A 23,772-nucleotide genomic window follows, 5' to 3' on the forward strand; every position below is an offset into this window, starting at 1 on the left:
TTCAGTTCCCGGCGTAACGCTGCGGAACGCACTGGCGCTACCTTGTGTAGCTCCTCCTCGCATTTGATGAAGTACTGGCGAACGGCGCGGCCCTGTTCGGTGCGTTCGACCATCGCCAGTTCTTTCGCCATGTTCACGGTAATGATGTACTCAAGAGCTGTTTGCTGGCGAGATTTTGCGCTCACCGGATCGGGTCGGCTCAAATATTCAACAACCTCATAATCCACGCTTTCCGTGAAGCCGTATTCTTCAATGCGCCCCTTGATCCACGAACGGAAAACGCGCCCTACACCTAACGCCTTATGCAACGCTCTGGCGCTAACAATATTGGTTTCACGCCTGCCAATAACGCCAGAAATAACCGGGATAATTTCGCCGAAATTTTGTTGGCTCTGGTTTTCAGGCCGAACGAAGCCCTGCCCCTGTACGGGCGTTTTTCGCAGTTTCATAAAAACTCCTGCTATCGAATTAAGTTACTTTTGTTTGCTGGTGGTTATGCCGTCTGCGTTCTGCGAGTGGATGCAAGATAAGCATCGAGATCAGAGCGCATATACAGCACTTTGCGCCCCAGCTTATGGAAAGGGATTTTTTCTTTACCAGTACAGGCCCAGTTCGCCAGCGTCTGGACACTTACCCCCAAATGCTCGGCGGCTTCTTTGCGGGTCATTTTTTCTTGAGAATTGATTACGTTCACAAGTAACTCCACGTATTACCTATTGTTACCGTGGATTACTTTAGTTTTTTGCTGTGAGGGCGGTAAGGTGAAAAGCAGATTTTCCCAGGGGAAAGCAGGTAAGCCAGGGGAATAGCTGCTTTTACCCTGGCTGATAAAAAAATTTTTATGCGTACTCTGGCGGGATCACTAACTTCGCGTCTTTGTACTTTTTACCAGGCGGTGGCGGTGGGGCTAGTTTTTCGCTTTTTATCCAGTACTTGATTGTTTCCTCGCTTATCCGGCCCTCATACCGACGCGACAGCTTCGCAATCATTTTTGTTCTGGATAATGCTGGCTCTTTTTTCCATGTTGCTTTCATGATGGCGACTATCTCGTCATGCAAATGGTGGCGGGGGCCGGAAGCTGAATCGCTCCGGTGCTTCTTTATTGCTCCATCAATAATATGATCAACATATGTTTCTGATAAATTCATGCGGAGATGAAATTTTTCAGTGAATGTTCCTAATTCTTTTCCCAATTCGTTATAACCCAACGCAATTAATACGTTTGTCGCTTTAAGTAATGTTTGTAGATCCCTGTGTTTTGCCGAAAATTTCATTTGTGATAACTTATTGGCAATCCATAGCCTTTCGTTAATTGTTTTATATTTAAGCTCTCTATCAAGAAGTTCAACATGTTCTTCAGCAGATCGATAAGCACGATCATGTTCCATTATTCTCAACGCCATTAGCATTTCGACGTATTCAGCATCAACTCTATCTAAGTAGCTCATTTCTCAATAGCCTTTTGCTGATTTAATAAGTCAAACAACAAGCGACGTTTTTCATCATCACCCATGCTCTCCAGTGCGGAAAGCAATTGCGCATCGATAGATTTTTTACTCTCCACCAGCCCGGCATGTTCCAGAATTGCCCGTTCTATCCGTGACGCTGGCTCCAGCAGTTCATCAGCACCAAAATGTAAATACCCCTGCGTTACGTCAGCACTTCGCATAGTGCGGTGATTCATCAAGCGCTTGAGGATGTAATTACCCACGCCCACCAGCTCAGCAACCGTCCCGAACGTCCGGCGCGCATCGTGCCATTTGAATGGTACAGTGGAGAGCATTTCATCGTTCGACTCTGGAACGGTAGCCGCGCTTATCCGGTCTATGATGTGCCGTGTCTCCTGAATCACTCCCTTCACACCAGGAAACACCAGAACATCATCAGCGTTTTTTATTTTCAGCCTGCGGCGGAACATTTCCCGCAACGTATCAGTAATCGGCAATTCGAGCGGATCCCCGTTTTTCGTGGTGTCTATCCAGAAAAAACGACCGCCCATATTCACGCGATCCCACGTAAGGCCAAAAATTTCTGATTTCCTCAGCCCGGTAAAAAGCGCCATTTCCACGGCATCGCATACCGTTACCGCTATATCATCCCTTTCCTGTTCGCCCTGGTCACGTACAGCAGCTACAGCAGCAAACCAGCGGGGAAAATCATGCAGGCGGATACGTTCCGTTTTTCTTACCGTTCCGTGCCACTGTCGTTTGGTACTCAGTACCAGCGTCGGCGGATCCGGTAAAAGAGTATTACCCGCATCATCACGGTAATGATCATGCGCAAACCGACACACGGCACGCAGCGCACGCGCCCATAAATCGGCCTGTGCCTTGCTTCCTGTGCCAACCCCAGCCCGTAACGTGGTTTTATCAGCACCGAACCATACAGCCCCGTCTGTGACAGCCTTATGCCGCTGTTCCACCCGTTCGCGGGTAATACTGGCGAGGGTATGGGCCATCCAGTCACCGGAATAATTCTGTAATATGCTGCGGTACTGTTTTTCTGTGGCGGGTTTCAGGCGGTGGCCACGATTTTTTATGTAGGCTTCAAGCGCCTCATTCAGCGTTATCATGGCCTTGTTGTTCGTGCGCTTCGCTATGTTCGGGTTTTTCCCCGTTGTGGCGACCTCTCCAAGGAGTTCCATAGCTTTAGCCCTGGCATTGTCCACACTCAGATCGGGAAAACGCCCCAGCGTTGCACGAATAAATTTTCCGTTACGCTTACGGGAAATGCAGAAACTTTTCACACCAGACGAACCCACACGGACACGCAGCCCGTTAACCTCCGTATCACCATATTCGACCTGTCCATGTTCCGGCGTTGGCAGTTCTGCAATTTTTACTTTAGAGAATCTGAATAATTTCACTCATACACCCCACCAAGCGATCTGGCATCCTGGAAAATCGCTTGTTCTGCTCTAGGATACCTATAGGATACCGTAAAGAAGTATTTAGGGGTATATACAGGTATTTATACAGTAGTTTTAAAAAATGCCAAGGTATTGAAAAGTATCACTAAGTATCTGTAAGTAAAGGGTTATCAACCAACTCATAATCGCTTGGTCGCTGGTTCAAGTCCAGCAGGGGCCACCAGACACAGCAAAAGGCTGACGAGAAATCGTCAGCCTTTTGTTTTTTTCTTTCTGTTCAATCACTTCGCGTGCCAATAAGCCGCTGCGCGTACCCGTTGTGGATCATACTGTTCCGCTTCAAAGCGACGGCTTAAATTCTTAACCACTTTTCCTTCACCGGTTATCCAGATGAAGTAATCATCGGCAGGAATTGCCAACTGCGCCAGACGCGCGTCCACCGCCTGCTCATCATGCGTCAGCCATTCGATGTTAAAACCGTCAAGGTGCGCGAGATAATCCTGACAGGCGTTATCCCGCACGCTGACCAGCGCAGTAACTTGCGGTTTAACGGCAAGTTTGCTCAACGTTTCCAGGCGGCGGCGCAGTGCAGGCATTCCGGACTCATCGCAGACATACACCTGATACGCGTAATCCTCCGGCACCACCAGCGAACCTCGCGGTCCGGCCACCGTGAGTTTATCGCCTGGTTGCGCCTGCATCGCCCAGCCGCTGGCGACGCCGCCGTCGTGTATAAAGAAATCGATCGCCAGTTCATGGCGTTGTTCATCGTACAGCGGCGTATAGTCACGCGACGGCGGGCGCGGTCCTTCCGGCCAGACGATACCTTCTTCCGTTACTGTTGGCGGCACAAAATGAGCGTCAGTTTGAGGAAAGAAGAGTTTGCTGTGATCGTCAAAGCCGCGCGACGTAAAACCGTCCAGCGCCTCGCCGCCAAGGACAATACGCTGAAAACCGGCGCTGATACGCTCAACACGTAACACAGTCAGTTCACGGAAGCGCAGATCATTTCGAACGCGCTGTGGGTAGCGGGGAGAGTTAGTCATTGTTATCGCCTTCGTGATGGTAATCAGATATATCTAAATAAAATTCACAAATGATAATGATTGCTAATCATGATAAATGCAAGCAATTTGTAGAATTGATATATCTGAAGTATGTGAAGGCATTCAGCACCATAGCAAGGCTGCCGGATGCGGCGTGAACGCCTTATCCGGCCTACATGTTGAGCACATCTGCGTTTAAAAATCATTTTTACACTTGCAGTAATGTTCACATTAGATATAAATTAGATATATCTAATTAAGCAACAGGAGGCTGATTATGAGCCATCATCACGAAGGGTGTTGTAAACATGAAGGCCAGCCACGCCATGAAGGCTGCTGCAAAGGTGAGAAGTCAGAACACGAGCACTGCGGGCACGGTCATCAGCATGAGCACGAGCATGGTCAATGCTGCGGTGGTCGTCACGGTCGCGGCGGTGGTCGTCGGCAGCGTTTCTTTGGTCACGGTGAATTGCGTCTGGTGATTCTGGATATTCTTTCACGCGATGACAGCCACGGTTACGAGTTGATTAAAGCGATTGAGAATCTGACCCAGGGAAATTACACCCCAAGTCCGGGCGTCATCTATCCGACGCTGGATTTTCTCCAGGAGCAGTCGCTGATTACCATCCGCGAAGAAGAAGGCGGCAAGAAGCAGATTGCGCTGACCGAACAGGGCGCGCAGTGGCTGGAAGAAAATCGCGAACAAGTGGAAATGATTGAAGAACGGATCAAAGCCCGCTGCGTTGGCGCTGCGCTACGCCAGAACCCGCAAATGAAGCGGGCGCTGGATAATTTTAAAGCGGTGCTGGACTTACGTGTCAACCAGTGTGACATCAGCGACGCGCAGATAAAAAAGATCATTGCGGTAATTGACCGCGCCGCTTTTGATATTACGCAACTGGATTAATCACCGATTGCCGGATGCGGCGTGAACGCCTTATCAGCCTACGCGCCCGTAGGCCTGATAAGATGCGCCAGCATCGCATCAGGCATTGTGTACCAACCACGATATCCGGCATACCGATTAATGCAGCACCGTCACCGCGTCTTCCAGTCGGCTGGCGCGGTGTTTAACCATCGCTGACACCTGCGCGCTCTCTTCCACCAGCTCGGCGTTTTTCTGGGTAATCAGGTTAAGCTCATCTACCGCACGGGTCAGACTGGAAAGCCCATCAGCTTGTTCCAGCGTTGAATGGCTAATCTGAGCAATCAACTGAGTTACGTTTTTCACCTGCGCCACAATATCGTCCATCGTCCGTCCGGCAGCGTGCACTTGTTGTGAACCGGATTGCACCTTATCAGCACTGGCATCGATCAGCTTGCGAATATCGTTGGCAGCATTGGCGCTGCGGCTGGCTAAATGACGTACTTCGCCCGCAACCACCGCAAAACCTTTACCCTGCTCTCCGGCACGCGCCGCTTCCACCGCCGCATTCAGCGCGAGGATATTGGTCTGAAAAGCAATATCGTTAATCAGCGAAGTAATAGTGCCAATGCGCTGAGTACTGTCTGCAATATCATCCATCGTTTTGATCACCGTGGTCATCGCTTCCCCGCCCTGCACTGCCGCATTACTGGCGGTAATAGAAAGTTTATCGGCAGCCGAAGCCGTGGCAGAGTTCTGTTTTACCGACGCTGCCATCTGATTCATGGTCGCTACCGTTTGCTGAACATTATCTACCGTCTGCTGAGTATGTTCGTTAAGTTCATCGGTGCCTTTTGCCAGCGTTTCACTGCCGCTTCTGACGCTGGAAACCTGGCTTGATACGTCATTAATCAACCAGCGGCACATCAAACCAAGCTGCCCTACTGCCCGCAACGTCAACCCCAGTTCATCACTGCGATTCAGATGATCAACACTGTTACACTCACCGGTCGCCACCTTCAGCGCCTGGCTGGCGACATTTTCTATCGGACGAATAATCTGCCATTCAAAACAGGCAATTCCTGACAGCATCACTAACGCACAGAGGAAATAATTCACCACTGGTGCGGCGGCAAACCAGAGCATGGTCGCCAGCGCGATAAACATCAGCGCCATCACTCCACGCGCCCGCCAGCGAAGCGGCAATGAAGGGAGTTTTCCCAACCAGCCTTTACGCACCACTAAACCTTTATGGATACGCTTATTTGTGCGCCCGACATTCAACGCCTTGTACAGCGGCTCTACCGCTGCGATCTCTTTATCCGTCGCCCGCGTGCGAATCGACATATAGCCACTGATTTTGCCATCGCGCACCATCGGCACCGCGTTCGCCCGCACCCAATAATGATCGCCATTTTTATGCCGATTTTTCACGATTCCACTCCAGGGTTCCCCCTGTTTCAGGGTGTACCACATATCAGCAAAGGCCGCTTTCGGCATATCCGGATGGCGCACCATGTTATGCGGCTGCCCCTGTAACTCCCGCAATGTATAGCCGCTAATCTGCACAAAAGTGTCATTAGCATGTGTGATATAGCTTTGTAGATTGGTAGTAGACATCAGAGTGGTATCGTCAGCCAGCGGGATATTTTGCTGGGTGACATACGGATGAGAAGACATAATCGCGTCCTGTGCAGGTTATATTGTTGTTAACTTCTTGTCGGAAGTTATGTCGGCCCCGGCGCGGTTATCTTTAGCGGTTTAATTTGATTTAGATCGCAATTTGCGATTAAAGCACAAAATGTAATTCATTGATTTAAAATACTTTCACCATGTTACTATGCGATAACATTAATTACATTGCCCAAAAAACAGGCATTTGCTGCCCTGAAAGAGTGCATTTACATAACAAGCGCAAAATCCATACTCGATAGAAATCGTACCAAATAACAACAAATGTTAACAATCAGCATTAAATGTTGCACAGATGATTGCCGCATTTGTGTTTATCCCGATTTTCGCAATCGCAGCCGGAGTGGCGCAATCCCTGCAATACTTAAATCGGTATCATGTGATACGCGAGCCTCCGGAGCATATTTTGAACAGGTTACCTTCGAGCGCATCGGCTTTAGCGTGCAGCGCCCACGCCCTGAATCTCATTGAAAAGCGAACGCTGGATCATGAGGAGATGAAAGCACTTAACCGGGAGGTGATTGAATACTTCAAAGAACATGTCAATCCGGGATTTTTAGAGTATCGCAAATCTGTTACCGCTGGCGGGGATTACGGAGCCGTAGAGTGGCAAGCGGGAGGTTTAAATACGCTTGTCGACACCCAGGGACAGGAGTTTATTGACTGCCTGGGAGGTTTTGGAATTTTCAACGTGGGGCACCGTAATCCAGTTGTAGTTTCCGCCGTACAGAATCAACTTGCGAAACAGCCACTGCATAGCCAGGAGTTGCTCGATCCGTTACGGGCGATGCTGGCGAAAACCCTTGCCGCGCTGACGCCCGGTAAACTGAAATACAGCTTCTTCTGTAATAGCGGCACCGAGTCCGTTGAAGCGGCGCTAAAACTGGCGAAGGCTTATCAGTCACCGCGCGGCAAATTTACTTTTATTGCTACCAGCGGCGCGTTCCACGGCAAATCGCTTGGCGCACTGTCGGCCACGGCGAAATCGACCTTCCGCAAACCGTTTATGCCGCTGCTGCCGGGTTTCCGTCATGTACCGTTTGGCAATATTGAAGCCATGCGCACAGCCCTTAGCGAGTGCAAAAAAACCGGTGATGATGTTGCCGCAGTGATCCTTGAGCCAATTCAGGGCGAAGGTGGTGTAATTCTGCCGCCGCCGGGTTATCTCACCGCCGTACGTAAGCTGTGCGATGAGTTCGGCGCACTGATGATCCTCGATGAAGTGCAAACGGGCATGGGGCGCACGGGCAAGATGTTCGCCTGCGAACATGAGAACGTTCAGCCGGACATCCTGTGCCTGGCGAAAGCCCTCGGCGGCGGCGTAATGCCGATTGGCGCGACCATCGCCACCGAAGAGGTATTCTCAGTGCTGTTCGACAATCCGTTTCTGCATACCACCACTTTTGGCGGCAACCCGCTGGCCTGTGCGGCAGCGCTGGCAACCATCAACGTGTTGCTGGAACAGAATTTACCGGCCCAGGCTGAGCAAAAAGGCGATATGTTGCTGGACGGTTTCCGTCAACTGGCGCGGGAATATCCCGATCTGGTGCAGGACGCGCGCGGCAAAGGAATGTTGATGGCGATTGAGTTTGTTGATAACGAAATCGGCTACAACTTTGCCAGCGAGATGTTCCGCCAGCGCGTGCTGGTTGCCGGAACGCTCAACAATGCCAAAACGATCCGCATTGAACCGCCACTGACACTGAGCATTGAACAGTGTGAGCAGGTGATCAAAGCGGCGCGTAAGGCGCTGGCCGCCATGCGAGTAAGTGTCGAAGAGGCGTAATACCGATGGCGGATAGCGAGGCAAATTCGCCATCCGCCATTTTTTATACGATACGCACACCCGCAGGCATCATCCGCTCCGGCGCTAATAACACGCTTTCACTGCCGTCATCAGTTTCTGCACACAACAGCATGCATTCCGAGGTTTCACCGCGCATTTTTGCTTTTTGCAGATTGCACAGTACCACCACCGTTTTACCCATCAGCTCTTCTTCGCGGTAGTACGGCACCAGGCTGGTCACGGTTTGCAGCGTTCTTTCACCGACATCAACCTGTACGATGTACAGCTTGTCGGCGTTTTCATGGCGTTTAACTTCCACAATCTTCCCGACACGCATTTCCAGACGCGCAAAATCAGCGTAAGCCACGGTTTCCATTGTTTCTCCCCTTCAAGTAAAATTTTACTAAACTATAGCAAAAGTTTTTCTGAATCCTGTAGGCTAAAAATAGAGAATGCAGGCGTGATCACATTCGTAAGCCACTGTGTTACCGTTACAGCGTCAAAGAAACGCGCTTTATTTACTGAAAACAGGTGACCCAATAAGCACTTCCTCTACAATGAAGGCGCACATCAGGGAAAGTAAAAAAGGTAAACATGGCAACACTAAAAGACATCGCAATCGAAGCTGGCGTATCCCTGGCGACAGTATCCAGGGTCTTAAATGACGATCCGACATTGAATGTAAAGGAAGAGACGAAACATCGCATTCTGGAGATCGCAGAAAAGCTGGAGTACAAGACCAGCAGCGCCCGTAAATTACAGACTGGCGCAGTCAACCAGCACCATATTCTGGCCATCTACAGCTACCAGCAGGAGCTGGAGATCAACGACCCTTACTATCTGGCGATCCGTCACGGCATTGAAACCCAGTGCGAAAAGCTGGCGATCGAACTGACCAACTGTTATGAGCACAACGGCTTGCCGGACATTAAAAACGTCACCGGCATTTTAATTGTCGGCAAGCCCACGCCTGCCCTACGCGCCGCCGCCAGTGCGTTAACCGATAATATCTGTTTTATCGACTTTCACGAGCCAGGCAGCAATTACGATGCGGTAGATATCGATCTGGCACGCATCAGTAAAGAAATCATCGATTTCTATATTGCTCAGGGTGTAAATCGCATCGGTTTTATTGGCGGCGAAGACGAGCCAGGCAAAGCAGATATTCGCGAAGCGGCATTTGTCGAGTATGGTCATCTCAAGCACGTTGTGCGCGAAGAGGATATCTGGCGCGGCGGTTTTTCCAGCTCGTCAGGCTATGAACTGGCAAAACAAATGCTGGCGCGGGAAAACTACCCGAAGGCATTGTTTGTCGCTTCCGATTCCATTGCTATCGGCGTACTACGGGCAATTCATGAACGTGGCCTGAACATCCCGCAGGATATTTCGCTTATCAGCGTTAACGACATTCCTACCGCGCGATTTACCTTTCCGCCGCTCTCAACCGTGCGAATCCATTCCGAGATGATGGGAAGCCAGGGCGTTAATCTGGTGTATGAAAAGGCTCGCGATGGTCGCGCGCTGCCGCTGCTAGTCTTCGTTCCCAGCAAATTAAAACTGCGCGGTACAACCCGCTAAATCCCCTCACACACTGTCTGGCAATCGTTTTTGCCGGACAGTGCTGCCGTTTATTTTCGTGATCCAGTTAAAGTAAATGCATTTACCTGCTACTTTTTAGTAAAAATTTTACTAAACTCCCCATCAATTACACAAACTACCATCGCCATAAATGGTTCCGATTTCTCTCTACCGGGAGGCCCTATGAATCGCTGGGAAAACATTCAGCTCACCCACGAAAACCGACTTACGCCGCGTGCGTACTTTTTTTCATATGATTCTGTTGCGCAGGCACGTACCTTTGCCCGCGAAACCAGCAGCCTGTTTCTGCCTTTAAGCGGTCAGTGGAATTTCCATTTTTTTGATCATCCGCTGCAAGTGCCAGAAGCCTTCACCTCTGAGCTAATGGCTGACTGGGGGCACATCACCGTCCCCGCCATGTGGCAAATGGAAGGTCACGGCAAACTGCAATATACCGACGAAGGTTTTCCATTCCCCATCGATGTGCCGTTTGTTCCCAGCGATAACCCAACCGGTGCCTATCAACGTATTTTCACCCTCAGCGACGGCTGGCAGGGTAAACAGACGCTGATTAAATTTGACGGCGTCGAAACCTATTTTGAAGTCTACGTTAACGGTCAGTATGTTGGCTTCAGCAAGGGCAGTCGCCTGACCGCAGAGTTTGACATCAGTACGATGGTTAAAACCGGCGACAACCTGTTGTGTGTGCGCGTGATGCAGTGGGCTGACTCCACCTACGTGGAAGACCAGGATATGTGGTGGTCGGCGGGGATCTTCCGCGATGTTTATCTGATCGGTAAACAACTGACGCACATTAACGATTTCACCGTGCGTACCGACTTTGACGAAGCCTATTGCGACGCCACACTTTCCTGCGAAGTGGTGCTGGAAAATCTCGCTGCCTCCCCTGCCGTAACGACGCTGGAATATACCCTGTTCGACGGCGAACGCGTGGTGCACCGCAGCGCCATTAATCACCTGGCAATTGAAAAACTGACCAGCGCCAGTTTTGCTTTTACTGTCGAACAGCCGCAGCAATGGTCAGCAGAATCCCCTTATCTTTACCATCTGGTCATGACGCTGAAAGATGCCAACGGCAATGTTCTGGAAGTGGTGCCGCAACGCGTTGGCTTCCGTGATATCAAAGTGCGCGACGGTCTGTTCTGGATCAATAACCGTTATGTGATGCTGCACGGCGTCAATCGCCACGACAACGATCATCGCAAAGGCCGCGCCGTTGGGATAGATCGCGTTGAGAAAGATATCCAGTTGATGAAACAACACAACATCAACTCTGTGCGTACTGCTCACTACCCGAACGATCCGCGTTTTTACGAACTGTGTGATATCTACGGCCTGTTTGTAATGGCGGAAACCGACGTCGAATCGCACGGCTTTGCTAACGTTGGTGATATCAGCCGCATTACCGACGATCCGCAGTGGGAAAAAGTCTACGTCGAGCGCATCGTTCGTCATATTCACGCGCAGAAAAACCATCCGTCGATCATCATCTGGTCGCTGGGCAACGAGTCCGGCTATGGCTGTAACATCCGCGCGATGTACCACGCGGCGAAGGCGCTGGATGACACGCGCCTGGTTCACTACGAAGAAGATCGCGATGCTGAAGTGGTCGATATTATTTCCACCATGTACACCCGCGTGCCGCTGATGAATGAGTTTGGTGAATACCCGCATCCAAAACCGCGCATCATCTGTGAATACGCCCATGCGATGGGTAACGGACCTGGCGGGCTGACGGAATACCAGAACGTCTTCTATAAGCACGATTGCATTCAGGGGCATTATGTCTGGGAGTGGTGTGATCACGGGATCCAGGCGCAGGATGACAACGGCAACGTCTGGTATAAATTCGGCGGCGATTACGGCGACTATCCCAACAACTATAACTTCTGTCTTGATGGTTTGATCTATTCCGATCAGACACCGGGGCCGGGTCTGAAAGAGTACAAACAGGTTATCGCGCCGGTAAAAATTCACGCGTTGGATCTGAATCGCGGCGAACTGAACGTCGAAAATAAACTGTGGTTTACCACGCTTGATGACTACACCCTGCACGTAGACGTGCGCGCCGAAGGTGAAACGCTCGCGACGCAGCAAATTAAGCTGCGCGACGTTGCGCCGAACAGCGAAGCCCCCTTGCACATCACGCTGCCGCAACTGGACACCCGCGAAGCGTTTCTCAACATTACGGTGACCAAAGATTCCCGCACTCGCTACAGCGACGCCGGGCACCCTATCGCCACTTATCAGTTCCCGCTGAAGGAAAACACTGCGCAGCCTGTGCCTTTCGCGCCGAATAACGCCCATCCGCTGACGCTGGAAGATGAACGTTTGAGCTGCACCGTTCGCGGCTACAACTTCGCAATCACCTTCTCAAAATTGACTGGCAAACCGACGTCATGGCAGGTGAATGGCGAATCACTGCTGACTCGCGAGCCAAAGATCAACTTCTTCAAGCCAATGATCGACAACCACAAGCAGGAGTACGAAGGACTGTGGCAACCGAATCATTTGCAGATCATGCAGGAGCATCTGCGCGACTTTGCCGTTGAGCAAAGTGATGGCGAGGTGTTGATCATCAGCCGCACGGTTATTGCTCCGCCGGTGTTTGACTTCGGGATGCGCTGCACCTACATCTGGCGCATCGCTGCCGATGGTCAGGTTAACGTGGCACTTTCCGGCGAACGTTACGGCGACTATCCGCACATCATTCCGTGCATCGGTTTCACCATGGGAATTAACGGCGAATACGATCAGGTGGCGTATTACGGACGTGGACCGGGCGAAAACTACGCCGACAGCCAGCAGGCTAACATCATCGATATCTGGCGCAGCAACGTCGATGCCATGTTCGAGAACTATCCCTTCCCGCAGAACAACGGCAACCGCCAGCATGTCCGCTGGGCGGCACTGACTAACCGCCACGGCAGCGGTCTGCTGGTGGTTCCGCAGCGCCCGATTAACTTCAGCGCCTGGCACTATACCCAGGAGAACATCCACGCAGCCCAGCACTGCAACGAGCTGCGGCGCAGCGATGACATCACTCTGAACCTCGATCACCAGTTGCTTGGCCTCGGCTCCAACTCCTGGGGTAGCGAGGTGCTGGACTCCTGGCGCGTCTGGTTCCGTGACTTCAGCTACGGCTTTACGTTGCTGCCAGTTTCTGGCGGAGAAGCCACCGCGCAAAGCCTGGCGTCGCATGAGTTCGGCGCAGGGTTCTTTTCCACGAATTTGCACAGCGAGAATAAGCAATGAGGATCATCGATAACTTAGAACAGTTCCGCCAGATTTACGCCTCTGGCAAGAAGTGGCAACGCTGCGTTGAAGCGATTGAAAATATCGACAATATTCAGCCTGGCGTCGCCCACTCCATCGGTGACTCATTGACCTATCGAGTGGAAAACGACTCCGCGACTGATGCGTTATTTACCGGACATCGCCGCTATTTTGAAGTGCATTACTACCTGCAAGGGCAGCAAAAAATTGAATATGCACCGAAAGAGATGTTACAGGTCGTGGAATATTATCGCGATGAAACTGACCGTGAATATTTAAAGGGCTGCGGAGAAACCGTTGAAGTTCATGAAGGGCAAATCATTATTTGCGATAACCATGAAGCGTATCGGTTTATCTGTAATAACGCAGTCAAAAAGGTCGTTCTCAAAGTCACCATCGAAGATGGTTATTTCCATAACAAATAACAACTACGGCGGCAAAAGGAGTTTGCCGCCACCGCTACCCTACTCATTTTCGGAGATGTGTTATGTCTGATACCAAACGTAATACAATCGGCAAATTCGGCTTGCTCTCGCTGACTTTTGCCGCCGTTTATAGCTTTAATAACGTCATCAATAATAATATTGAGCTTGGACTGGCCTCGGCACCGATGTTTTTCCTCGCGACGATTTTTTATTTTATTCCCTTCTGTCTGATCATCGCAGAATTTGTTTCGTTAAATAAAAACTCGGAAGCTGGTGTCTACGCATGGGTAAAAAGTTCGCTGGGCGGACGTTGGGCATTTATTACTGCCTATACCTACTGGTTCGTGAACCTGTTCTTTTTCACCTCATTATTGCCGCGCGTTATTGCTTACGCCTCGTATGCCTTCCTCGGCTACGAATATATTATGACGCCAGTTGCCACCACCATTATCAGCATGGTGCTGTTCGCCTTCTCCACATGGGTTTCCACCAACGGGGCGAAAATGCTGGGACCAATCACCTCCGTTACTTCAACGCTGATGCTGCTGTTAACGCTCTCCTACATTTTACTGGCAGGTACGGCGCTGGTTGGCGGCGTACAACCTGCAGACCCCATCACCGTTGACGCGATGATCCCGAACTTTAACTGGGCGTTCCTCGGCGTTACCACCTGGATCTTTATGGCCGCAGGCGGCGCAGAGTCCGTTGCTGTGTACGTTAACGACGTTAAAGGCGGCTCGAAATCGTTCGTTAAAGTGATCATCCTCGCCGGGATTTTTATCGGTGTACTGTACTCCGTCTCCTCGGTGCTGATTAACGTCTTCGTCAGCAGCAAAGAGTTGAAATTTACTGGCGGATCGGTGCAGGTATTCCACGGCATGGCCGCATACTTTGGTCTGCCGGAAGCATTAATGAACCGCTTTGTTGGCCTTGTGTCCTTTACCGCGATGTTTGGTTCCCTGCTGATGTGGACCGCAACGCCGGTGAAAATTTTCTTCTCCGAAATCCCGGAAGGGATCTTTGGTAAGAAAACCGTCGAACTGAACGAAAACGGCGTTCCGGCACGCGCGGCGTGGATCCAGTTCCTGATCGTGATCCCACTGATGATTATCCCGATGCTCGGCTCCAATACCGTGCAGGATCTAATGAATACTATTATTAATATGACCGCGGCAGCGTCCATGCTTCCGCCGTTATTCATCATGCTGGCCTATCTGAATTTACGCGCCAAATTAGATCACCTGCCACGTGATTTCCGTATGGGTTCCCGTCGCACCGGTATTATCGTTGTTTCAATGCTGATTGCGATATTTGCCGTAGGATTTGTCGCCTCGACCTTCCCGACCGGTGCAAATATTCTGACCATCATTTTTTATAACGTCGGCGGTATTGTTATTTTCCTCGGCTTTGCGTGGTGGAAATACAGCAAATATATAAAAGGATTAACGGCTGAAGAACGCCATATTGAAGCGACGCCAGCCAACAACGTGGATTAAGCAGACTAATAAAAAATGAGCAGGCATTTTCCCTCTTCCTGGATGGGGAGAGGGAAAATAGTTTCTGCCTGAGTATTTTTAACATTATTAATTATGTCGATAAAAGGCTGTACTTTTTCTTTAGCTCATGGATTAACATTATGAAATTTAATAGTACGCCTTGCAGAGCATTAGTTGCTCTGCCGTTTTGCTACGCGTTTTTTGCGGCCGCTGATGAAGCACGTCCGGCAGAACATGACGACACAAAAACACCCGCGATTACTTCGACGTCTTCTCCTTCATTTCGTTTTTACGGCGAATTAGGGGTTGGTGGATATATGGATTTAGAGGGTGAGAATAAACATAAATACAGTGACGGCACCTATATTGAAGGTGGCCTGGAGATGAAGTATGGCTCCTGGTTCGGCCTGATTTACGGTGAAGGCTGGACCGTGCAGGCCGACCACGACGGCAATGCATGGGTGCCTGACCATAGCTGGGGCGGTTTTGAAGGTGGGATTAACCGTTTCTATGGCGGTTATCGTACCAATGATGGCACCGAAATCATGCTGAGTCTGCGTCAGGATTCCTCACTGGATGACCTGCAATGGTGGGGCGATTTCACGCCCGATCTGGGCTACGTCATTCCCAATACCCGTGACATTATGACCGCGCTGAAGGTACAAAACCTAACCGGTAATTTTCGTTATAGCGTCACCGCCACACCTGCCGGACATCATGACGAAAGCAAAGCCTGGCTGCATTTTGGCAAATACGATCGCTACGACGATAAATACACCTATCCGGCAATGATGAACGGTTACATCCAGTATGACCTTGCCGAAGGCATCACCTGGATGAACGGTCTGGAAATTACCGACGGCACAGGACAGCTTTATCTCACTGGCCTGCTTACCCCTAACTTCGCCGCACGCGCCTGGCACCATACCGGACGCGCCGACGGGCTGGACGTACCGGGAAGTGAAAGCGGGATGATGGTGAGCGCCATGTATGAAGCGTTAAAAGGCATTTATCTCTCCACCGCTTACACCTACGCCAGACATCGCCCTGACCACGCAGACGATGAAACCACCTCTTTCATGCAGTTTGGTATCTGGTACGAATACGGTGGCGGACGTTTCGCTACGGCTTTTGACAGCCGCTTCTACATGAAAAATGCCTCTCACGATCCCAGCGACCAACTCTTCCTGATGCAATATTTTTACTGGTAATAAGGACAGTAATCTCATGAAAATCAAAACCATTTTAACGCCAGTAGCCTGCGCCCTGCTGATGAGCTTTTCCGCCCATGCCGCTAACGCCGACAATTATAAAAACGTGATTAACCGTACCGGCGCGCCGCAGTACATGAAGGATTACGATTACGACGACCACCAGCGTTTTAACCCATTTTTCGATCTCGGTGCCTGGCATGGCCACCTGTTGCCTGACGGCCCGAACACCATGGGTGGCTTTCCGGGCGTTGCACTGCTAACGGAAGAGTACATCAACTTTATGGCCACCAATTTCGACCGCCTGACTGTCTGGCAGGACGGCCAAAAAGTCGACTTCACACCGGAGGCATACAGTATTCCCGGTGCGCTGGTGCAAAAGCTGACAGCAAAAGATGTGCAGATAGAAATGACTCTGCGCTTCGCCACGCCGCGCACGTCACTACTGGAAACCAAAATCACCAGCGATAAACCGCTGGATCTGGTGTGGGACGGCGAGCTGCTGGAAAAACTGGAAGCGAAAGAAGGGAAACCGCTTTCTGATAAAACCATTACTGGCGAGTACCCTGATTATCAACGCAAGATCAGCGCCACCCGTGATGGCCTGAAAGTTACCTTTGGCAAAGTGCGCGCCACCTGGGATCTGCTGACCTCCGGCGAATCGGAATATCAGGTGCATAAATCATTACCGATGCAGACTGAAATCAACGGTAATCGCTTTACCAGTAAGGCGCATATCAACGGTTCGACGACACTCTATACCACCTATTCCCATCTGCTGACCGCCCAGGAAGTCAGCAAAGAACAGATGCAAATCCGCGATATTCTGGCGCGTCCGGCGTTTTATCTCACCGCCTCGCAGCGACGCTGGGAAGAGTACCTGAAGAAAGGGTTAACCAATCCGGATGCGACGCTGGAGCAGACGCGCGTCGCGGTGAAAGCGATCGAAACCCTCAACGGCAACTGGCGTTCGCCGGGCGGTGCGGTGAAATATAACACCGTCACGCCGTCGGTAACCGGGCGTTGGTTCTCCGGCAATCAGACCTGGCCGTGGGATACCTGGAAGCAGGCGTTTGCGATGGCGCATTTCAATCCGGACATCGCCAAAGAGAATATCCGCGCGGTCTTCTCCTGGCAGATCCAACCTGGCGACGCCGTGCGTCCGCAGGATGTGGGATTTGTGCCGGACCTGATTGCGTGGAACCTTAGCCCCGAGCGTGGCGGCGATGGCGGCAACTGGAATGAACGTAATACCAAACCCAGTCTTGCCGCCTGGTCGGTGATGGAAGTGTACAACGTCACACAGGATAAAGGCTGGTTGGCAGAGATGTACCCGAAACTGGTGGCCTATCACGATTGGTGGTTACGTAACCGCGATCATAACGGCAACGGCATACCGGAATATGGCGCAACCCGCGATAAAGCCCACAATACTGAGAATGGCGAGATGCTGTTTACAGTGAAAAAAGGCGACAAAGAAGAGACGCAGTCCGGGCTGAACAATTACGCCCGGGTAGTTGAGAAAGGCCAGTACGACAGCCTGGAAATTCCGGCGCAGGTTGCCGCGTCGTGGGAATCGGGGCGTGATGATGCAGCCGTCTTTGGTTTTATCGACAAAGAACAATTGGATAAATATGTCGCTAACGGCGGCAAACGTAGTGACTGGACGGTGAAATTCGCTGAAAACCGCAGTCAGGACGGGACGTTGCTGGGCTACTCGTTGTTACAGGAATCGGTGGATCAGGCCAGCTATATGTACAGCGATAATCATTATCTGGCCGAGATGGCGAAAATCCTCGGCAAACCCGAAGAAGCCAAACGTTATCGCCAGTTGGCAGTACAGCTCGCAGATTACATCAATACTTGTATGTTCGACCCGGCCACACAGTTCTACTATGACATACGCATTGAAGATAAACCGTTAGCGAACGGCTGCGCGGGCAAGCCGATTGTCGAGCGCGGTAAAGGGCCGGAAGGCTGGTCGCCGCTGTTTAATGGTGCAGCAACGCAGGCCAATGCCGACGCGGTGGTGAAGGTGATGCTGGACACCAAAGAGTTCAACACCTTTGTCCCACTGGGAACGGCAGCGTTAACCAATCCGGCCTTTGGCGCGGATATCTACTGGCGCGGGCGCGTATGGGTGGATCAGTTCTGGTTTGCTCTGAAAGGTATGGAGCGTTACGGTTATCGCGATGATGCCCTGAAACTTGCGGATACTTTTTTCCAGCACGCCAAAGGCTTAACCGCCGACGGTCCGATTCAGGAGAATTACAACCCGCTGACCGGCGCACAGCAAGGTGCCCCAAATTTCTCCTGGAGCGCAGCGCATTTGTATATGTTGTATAACGATTTTTTCCGTAAGCAGTAATTTACAACGGCTGGCGGATGCGGCGTGAACGCCTTATCCGCCCTACATGTACGTCCCCGCAGGCCGGATAAGTCCCCGTAGGCCGGATAAGACGCGGCAAGCGTCGCATCCGGCATCTGCACCGCGCCACTGGCGGATGCGGCGTGAACGCCTTATCCGCCCTACATGTACGCCCGTAGGCCGGATAAGTCCCCGTAGGCCGGATAAGACGCGGCAAGCGTCGCATCCGGCATCTGCACCGCGCCACTGGCGGATGCGGCGTGAACGCCTTATCCGCCCTACATGTACGCCCGTAGGCCGGATAAGTCCCCGTAGGCCGGATAAGACGCGGCAAGCGTCGCATCCGGCATTACCACCGGGCGTATTCTTTTTGAATCCCATCACAAACCCCGCATTCCCCTTTTCCCTTTTCTCCGGCGACGGCTAAATTAGAACTCATCCGACCACATAACAATTATTTTACATACTGGACAATCTTATGAGCTACCCGTCGCTGTTCGCCCCGCTTGATTTAGGCTTCACCACGTTAAAAAACCGCGTACTGATGGGGTCAATGCACACCGGGCTGGAGGAATACCCGGATGGCGCTGAGCGGCTGGCGGCGTTTTATGCCGAACGCGCCCGCCACGGCGTGGCGCTGATTGTCAGCGGCGGTATCGCACCAGATTTAACGGGCGTTGGCATGGAAGGCGGCGCAATGCTCAACGACGCCAGTCAGATCCCACACCATCGCATTATTACCGAAGCGGTACATCAGGAAGGCGGCAAAATCGCCCTGCAAATTTTGCATACCGGGCGCTACAGTTACCAGCCGCATCTGGTCGCCCCGTCCGCATTGCAGGCTCCCATCAACCGTTTCGTTCCTCATGAGTTAAGCCATGAAGAGATCCTGCAACTGATCAACGATTTCGCCCGCTGTGCGCAACTGGCGCGGGAGGCCGGATACGATGGCGTAGAAGTTATGGGTTCCGAAGGGTATTTGATCAACGAATTTCTGACTCTGCGCACCAACCAGCGTAGCGACCAGTGGGGTGGTGATTCCCCTAACCGGATGCGGTTTGCCGTTGAAGTGGTACGTGCAGTGCGCGAACGCGTCGGCAACGATTTCATTATTATCTACCGTCTGTCGATGCTCGATCTGGTAGAAGGCGGCAGCACTTTTACCGAAACGGTGCAACTGGCGCAGGCCATTGAAACGGCTGGCGCAACCATTATCAATACCGGCATTGGCTGGCATGAAGCGCGGATTCCGACCATCGCCACTCCCGTGCCGCGCGGCGCATTCAGTTGGGTCACGCGCAAACTGAAAGGCCATGTATCACTGCCGCTGGTGACCACCAACCGAATTAACGATCCGCAGGTTGCCGACGATATCCTCTCGCGTGGCGATGCGGACATGGTGTCGATGGCGCGACCGTTTCTGGCTGATGCCGAGCTGCTGTCAAAAGCGCAATCGGGGAGAGCTGATGAGATCAACACCTGTATTGGCTGTAACCAGGCCTGTCTGGATCAGATCTTCGTCGGCAAAGTGACTTCGTGTCTGGTCAATCCTCGCGCCTGCCATGAAACCAAAATGCCAATCCTTCCTGCTATGCAGAAAAAAAATCTGGCGGTGGTCGGTGCAGGTCCGGCGGGGCTGGCGTTTGCCATTAACGCAGCAGCACGTGGACATCAGGTAACGCTGTTTGATACTCGCGGCGAGATCGGTGGGCAGTTCAACATTGCCAAACAGATCCCCGGTAAAGAGGAGTTCTACGAAACACTGCGTTACTACCGCCGGATGATCGAAGTGACGGGCGTGACGCTGAAACTCAATCACACCGTGACGGCGGATCAATTACAGGCGTTCGATGAAACGATCCTTGCCAGCGGGATCGTGCCGCGTATTCCGCCCATCGACGGGATCGATCATCCGAAAGTACTGAGTTACCTCGATGTACTGCGCGACAAAGCGCCAGTGGGCAACAAAGTCGCCATCATCGGTTGTGGCGGTATTGGTTTTGATACGGCAATGTATTTGAGTCAGCCAGGCGAATCCACCAGCCAGAATATCGCTGAATTCTGCACAGAATGGGGTATCGACAGCAGCCTGCAACAAGCTGGTGGCTTAAGTTCGCAAGGTATACAGCTCCCCCGTAGCCCACGACAAATTGTAATGCTCCAACGTAAAGCCAGCAAACCAGGTCAGGGATTGGGTAAAACCACCGGTTGGATCCATCGCACCACCCTGCTCTCGCGCGGCGTGAAAATGATCCCAGGCGTAAGTTATCAGAAGATCGATGATGACGGACTGCATGTGGTGATCAACGGTGAAACGCAGGTATTCGCAGTAGATCATGTGGTGATCTGTGCAGGGCAAGAGCCAAACCGCGCACTGGCACAACCGCTCATTGATAGCGGGAAAACCGTGCATTTAATTGGCGGCTGCGATGTGGCTATGGAGCTGGACGCGCGGCGAGCGATAGCTCAGGGGACGCGGCTTGCGCTGGAGATTTAAATCGTTCTTTGAAGTGCCGGATGCGACGCTTGACGCGTCTTATCCGGCCTCGGGGTAACGTGCTGAATGTAAGCCGGATAAGCGTTTACGCCGCATCCGGCAGGTAGCTCCCAACCTTATCGACGACGCCCCAGCTTCACTGCTTTCAGCACCACAAATTTATTATTCGTCGCGATAGTGGTGCAATTGCCAAAAATCTTCTTCAGTTTGTGAAAGTAATCCAGATGGCGGTTGGCAACGATATACAGCTCACCGTTGATTTTCAGGCAGCGGCGGGCGTGGTGGAACATCTCCCAGGCAACGTTATCGGTCAGCGCATGTTGCTGGTGAAACGGCGGGTTGCAGAGCACAGCATTAAAGCGAAAAGGCTCTACGCCAGAAAGTGCGTTGTTGATCATAAACTCGCAGCGATCCAGCGCTTCAGGCATGTTGGTTTCTACGTTCAATCGGCTGGAAGCAACTGCCATCGGTGATTCATCGACAAACACCACTTTCGCCTGCGGGTTTTTATCAAGCAGCGTCAGACCAATGACGCCATTACCACAGCCGAGATCGACAATCTCCCCTTCAAGATTTTCCGGCAGATGCTGCATAAAGAAACGCGCGCCAATATCCAGCCCGGTGCGGGAGAAGACATTCGCATGGTTGTGGATAGTCCAGTCGGTGCCTTCCAGTTTCCAGCTAACGGTCTGCGGTGCATCAGCCAGCGGCGGTTCATTGAAGGTACAGTTAATCAGTCGCGCTTTTTTCCATGCCAGCGTGGTGGTGGTTGGGCCGAGCACTTTTTCGAACAGTTCCAGCGTGGAAGTGTGAATGTCGCGGGCTTTAGCGCCAGCAATAATACGTGTATCCGGCGTGACCACTTTGCGCAGCGCACGCAGTTGTTGTTCCAGCAACGCCAGCGTTTTCGGCACTTTGATCAACACCACGCCCGGCTGTTGCGGGTAGTCGGCAGTGCTGTCGAGAAACTTCACGCTCGACTCATCAATCCCGTTGAGACGCAAATTCTCGCGCGTTGCCAGCTCGCTGATATACGAATCACCAATACTGTACGGTTTATGTTCCGCCAGCGCGCAGCTTAACGCACCGAAAGCATCATTCAGGATTAACACCGGGCCGCGGATTTCTGTGTCGTCCAACTGTTGCAGCAAATATTCATCCGCCGCTTCCCACGCCTGTAGCGGGTTAACGTCATCCGTCGCCGGAAAACGTTGTAGTGTCAGTGAACGGAAACCGTTGTCTAAGTGGCTCATCGGCCCTCCTGAATGATAAAATTTCGACGTTGCCCCTGAAAAGGGTGCGTGAGTATACCCTTTTTCTCTTTTTCATGGGCAGTTATGAGCAATCTTACTTATCTTCAGGGCTATCCCGAGCAGCTACTTTCCCAGGTGCGCACGCTAATTAATGAACAGCGTCTGGGTGATGTGCTGGCAAAACGCTATCCGGGAACGCACGACTACGCCACCGATAAAGCCCTCTGGCAATACACTCAGGATCTGAAAAATCAGTTTCTGCGTAATGCCCCGCCGATCAATAAAGTGATGTATGACAATAAGATCCACGTGCTGAAAAACGCGCTGGGATTACATACTGCTGTTTCCCGCGTGCAGGGCGGCAAGCTGAAAGCGAAGGCTGAAATTCGCGTTGCTACCGTGTTTCGCAACGCGCCGGAACCGTTTTTGCGCATGATCGTGGTGCATGAACTGGCGCATCTGAAAGAGAAGGAGCACAACAAAGCGTTCTACCAGTTGTGCTGTCATATGGAACCACAGTACCACCAGCTTGAGTTCGACACTCGCCTGTGGTTGACGCAACTGTCGCTTGGCCGGGGCAAAATCTGAAAATGGATTCAGGCGTTATATTTTCTCCCATTAACGCCTAAAATCGACGTCCCTCTTTCGTTAAGGATAACGACCATGCTGCGCGCATTTTTCCGCCTTCTTCGTCGCGTTTGTTTTTCCCGCCGGATTCTTAAGATTGCCTGTTTACTGTTGCTTGTAGCAGGCGCGACGGTTTTTATCAGCGATCGGGCGATGGTCAACGCCAGCCAGCAACTAACATGGAGCGATGTCAACGCAGTTCCGGTACGTAACGTGGGGTTATTGCTGGGAGCAAAGCCGGGTAATCGCTACTTTACCCGACGTATTGATAGCGCCGCAGAGTTGTACCACGCCGGAAAAGTGAAGTGGCTGTTGGTCAGTGGCGATAACGGACGAAAAAATTACGATGAAGCGTCAGGAATGCAGCGGGCGCTCATCGCTAAAGGCGTACCGGCGAAAGTCATCTTCTGCGATTATGCCGGATTCTCAACGCTTGATTCGGTGGTGCGCGCCAATAAAGTGTTTGGTGAGAACCATATCACCATTATTTCGCAAAAATTTCATAACCAACGCGCCATCTGGCTGGCAAAACAGTACGGCATCGATGCTATCGGTTTTAATGCCCCTGACCTGAATATGAAACAGGGTTTTTATACTCAACTGCGGGAAAAACTCGCTCGCGTCAGCGCGGTGATTGACGCCAAAATCCTCCATCGCCAGCCGAAATATCTCGGGCCGTCGGTCATGATTGGGCCATTTAGCGAACATGGCTGTCCGGCGCAGAAATAATGCGTATCCACGCACGCCGAAGATGAAAAAGGC

General features: G+C 51.7%; 19 protein-coding genes. 11 read left to right on the plus strand and 8 right to left on the minus strand.

What is annotated here, in order from left to right:
• The 5 genes from BEA93_RS20060 to nfeF form a co-directional block, all read right to left on the minus strand.
• Positions 1–449, minus strand: a 449-nt coding sequence (locus tag BEA93_RS20060; RefSeq protein WP_172955106.1) for an antA/AntB antirepressor family protein, incomplete at its 3' end; no start/stop codon positions are given.
• A 44-nt stretch (positions 450–493) separates the two neighbouring features.
• Positions 494–667, minus strand: coding sequence for a helix-turn-helix domain-containing protein (locus tag BEA93_RS20065; protein ID WP_077630326.1), 174 nt, complete (start codon positions 665–667; stop codon positions 494–496).
• Positions 668–839: 172 nt separating this feature from the next.
• Positions 840–1,448, minus strand: coding sequence for a hypothetical protein (locus BEA93_RS20070; protein ID WP_105224991.1), 609 nt, complete (start codon positions 1,446–1,448; stop codon positions 840–842).
• Positions 1,445–2,866, minus strand: a complete 1,422-nt coding sequence (locus tag BEA93_RS20075; RefSeq protein WP_105224990.1) for a tyrosine-type recombinase/integrase — start codon at positions 2,864–2,866, stop codon at positions 1,445–1,447. Before BEA93_RS20075 ends, BEA93_RS20070 begins: the two co-directional genes overlap by 4 nt.
• A 284-nt stretch (positions 2,867–3,150) precedes the next feature.
• Positions 3,151–3,915, minus strand: a complete 765-nt coding sequence (gene nfeF / locus BEA93_RS20080; protein ID WP_000185302.1) for an NADPH-dependent ferric chelate reductase NfeF — start codon at positions 3,913–3,915, stop codon at positions 3,151–3,153.
• Between the two features lie 277 nt (positions 3,916–4,192).
• Here nfeF and nfeR point away from each other — a divergent pair, with 277 nt between their 5' ends.
• Positions 4,193–4,822, plus strand: a complete 630-nt coding sequence (nfeR, locus tag BEA93_RS20085; protein WP_105224989.1) for a DNA-binding transcriptional regulator NfeR — start codon at positions 4,193–4,195, stop codon at positions 4,820–4,822.
• Positions 4,823–4,939: 117 nt separating this feature from the next.
• Here nfeR and aer read toward each other — a convergent pair whose 3' ends face one another.
• Positions 4,940–6,460 (minus strand): aerotaxis sensor receptor Aer, encoded by a 1,521-nt coding sequence (gene aer, locus BEA93_RS20090; protein ID WP_001517126.1) that lies wholly within the window; start codon positions 6,458–6,460, stop codon positions 4,940–4,942.
• A 418-nt stretch (positions 6,461–6,878) separates the two neighbouring features.
• On the opposite strand from aer, the gene ygjG reads away from it, so the two are divergent.
• Entirely contained in the window at positions 6,879–8,258 is a 1,380-nt protein-coding gene (ygjG, locus tag BEA93_RS20100; protein WP_032141512.1) for a putrescine aminotransferase, read from the plus strand.
• Between the two features lie 43 nt (positions 8,259–8,301).
• On the opposite strand, the gene BEA93_RS20105 is transcribed toward ygjG, so the two are convergent.
• Positions 8,302–8,634: a tRNA-binding protein gene (locus BEA93_RS20105; RefSeq protein WP_000450593.1), complete on the minus strand. Its 333-nt coding sequence runs from the start codon at positions 8,632–8,634 to the stop codon at positions 8,302–8,304.
• Positions 8,635–8,852: 218 nt separating this feature from the next.
• Between BEA93_RS20105 and ebgR the strand changes: the two genes are divergently transcribed.
• The 7 genes from ebgR (at position 8,853) to fadH (ending at position 21,130) form a co-directional block, all read left to right on the plus strand.
• Positions 8,853–9,836: a transcriptional regulator EbgR gene (gene ebgR, locus BEA93_RS20115; protein WP_000212448.1), complete on the plus strand. Its 984-nt coding sequence runs from the start codon at positions 8,853–8,855 to the stop codon at positions 9,834–9,836.
• 183 nt (positions 9,837–10,019) lie between these two features.
• The gene (gene ebgA, locus BEA93_RS20120; RefSeq protein ID WP_105224988.1) at positions 10,020–13,112 is read left to right on the plus strand and encodes a beta-galactosidase subunit alpha; all 3,093 of its coding nucleotides are present in this window, start codon (positions 10,020–10,022) and stop codon (positions 13,110–13,112) included.
• The gene (locus BEA93_RS20125; protein WP_001517130.1) at positions 13,109–13,558 is read left to right on the plus strand and encodes a beta-galactosidase subunit beta; all 450 of its coding nucleotides are present in this window, start codon (positions 13,109–13,111) and stop codon (positions 13,556–13,558) included. Before ebgA ends, BEA93_RS20125 begins: the two co-directional genes overlap by 4 nt.
• Before the next feature lie 62 nt (positions 13,559–13,620).
• Positions 13,621–15,054, plus strand: coding sequence for an amino acid permease (locus tag BEA93_RS20130; protein WP_001285444.1), 1,434 nt, complete (start codon positions 13,621–13,623; stop codon positions 15,052–15,054).
• A gap of 140 nt (positions 15,055–15,194) precedes the next feature.
• Entirely contained in the window at positions 15,195–16,265 is a 1,071-nt protein-coding gene (ygjJ, locus tag BEA93_RS20135) for a protein YgjJ (protein WP_000671503.1), read from the plus strand.
• 16 nt (positions 16,266–16,281) lie between these two features.
• On the plus strand, positions 16,282–18,633 hold the full coding sequence (gene ygjK / locus BEA93_RS20140) for an alpha-glucosidase (RefSeq protein ID WP_105224987.1): 2,352 nt from the start codon (positions 16,282–16,284) through the stop codon (positions 18,631–18,633).
• 478 nt (positions 18,634–19,111) lie between these two features.
• Positions 19,112–21,130 carry an NADPH-dependent 2,4-dienoyl-CoA reductase gene (gene fadH, locus BEA93_RS20145; RefSeq protein WP_105224986.1) on the plus strand — a complete coding sequence of 673 codons (2,019 nt, stop codon included), beginning with the start codon at positions 19,112–19,114 and terminating at the stop codon, positions 21,128–21,130.
• Positions 21,131–21,246: 116 nt separating this feature from the next.
• Here the strand turns inward: fadH and rlmG are convergent, their stop codons facing one another.
• Positions 21,247–22,383: a 23S rRNA (guanine(1835)-N(2))-methyltransferase RlmG gene (gene rlmG, locus BEA93_RS20150; protein WP_000018671.1), complete on the minus strand. Its 1,137-nt coding sequence runs from the start codon at positions 22,381–22,383 to the stop codon at positions 21,247–21,249.
• A gap of 84 nt (positions 22,384–22,467) precedes the next feature.
• Here rlmG and BEA93_RS20155 point away from each other — a divergent pair, with 84 nt between their 5' ends.
• Positions 22,468–22,971, plus strand: a complete 504-nt coding sequence (locus BEA93_RS20155) for a M48 metallopeptidase family protein (RefSeq protein ID WP_016249231.1) — start codon at positions 22,468–22,470, stop codon at positions 22,969–22,971.
• A 75-nt stretch (positions 22,972–23,046) separates the two neighbouring features.
• Positions 23,047–23,739 (plus strand): SanA/YdcF family protein, encoded by a 693-nt coding sequence (locus BEA93_RS20160; RefSeq protein WP_000942580.1) that lies wholly within the window; start codon positions 23,047–23,049, stop codon positions 23,737–23,739.
• The last annotated feature ends 33 nt before the right edge of the window (positions 23,740–23,772 follow it).

The organism is Escherichia sp. MOD1-EC5950 (assembly GCF_002965345.1).
GTDB lineage: Bacteria > Pseudomonadota > Gammaproteobacteria > Enterobacterales > Enterobacteriaceae > Escherichia > Escherichia marmotae.

Coding starts and splice junctions, on each gene's coding strand:
- BEA93_RS20065 (WP_077630326.1), bottom strand. CDS start 667: ATGACCCGCAAAGAAGCCGCCGAGCATTTGGGGGTAAGTGTCCAGACG.
- BEA93_RS20070 (WP_105224991.1), bottom strand. CDS start 1,448: ATGAGCTACTTAGATAGAGTTGATGCTGAATACGTCGAAATGCTAATG.
- nfeF (WP_000185302.1), bottom strand. CDS start 3,915: ATGACTAACTCTCCCCGCTACCCACAGCGCGTTCGAAATGATCTGCGC.
- nfeR (WP_105224989.1), top strand. CDS start 4,193: ATGAGCCATCATCACGAAGGGTGTTGTAAACATGAAGGCCAGCCACGC.
- aer (WP_001517126.1), bottom strand. CDS start 6,460: ATGTCTTCTCATCCGTATGTCACCCAGCAAAATATCCCGCTGGCTGAC.
- BEA93_RS20105 (WP_000450593.1), bottom strand. CDS start 8,634: ATGGAAACCGTGGCTTACGCTGATTTTGCGCGTCTGGAAATGCGTGTC.
- ebgR (WP_000212448.1), top strand. CDS start 8,853: ATGGCAACACTAAAAGACATCGCAATCGAAGCTGGCGTATCCCTGGCG.
- ebgA (WP_105224988.1), top strand. CDS start 10,020: ATGAATCGCTGGGAAAACATTCAGCTCACCCACGAAAACCGACTTACG.
- BEA93_RS20125 (WP_001517130.1), top strand. CDS start 13,109: ATGAGGATCATCGATAACTTAGAACAGTTCCGCCAGATTTACGCCTCT.
- BEA93_RS20130 (WP_001285444.1), top strand. CDS start 13,621: ATGTCTGATACCAAACGTAATACAATCGGCAAATTCGGCTTGCTCTCG.
- ygjJ (WP_000671503.1), top strand. CDS start 15,195: ATGAAATTTAATAGTACGCCTTGCAGAGCATTAGTTGCTCTGCCGTTT.
- ygjK (WP_105224987.1), top strand. CDS start 16,282: ATGAAAATCAAAACCATTTTAACGCCAGTAGCCTGCGCCCTGCTGATG.
- fadH (WP_105224986.1), top strand. CDS start 19,112: ATGAGCTACCCGTCGCTGTTCGCCCCGCTTGATTTAGGCTTCACCACG.
- rlmG (WP_000018671.1), bottom strand. CDS start 22,383: ATGAGCCACTTAGACAACGGTTTCCGTTCACTGACACTACAACGTTTT.
- BEA93_RS20155 (WP_016249231.1), top strand. CDS start 22,468: ATGAGCAATCTTACTTATCTTCAGGGCTATCCCGAGCAGCTACTTTCC.
- BEA93_RS20160 (WP_000942580.1), top strand. CDS start 23,047: ATGCTGCGCGCATTTTTCCGCCTTCTTCGTCGCGTTTGTTTTTCCCGC.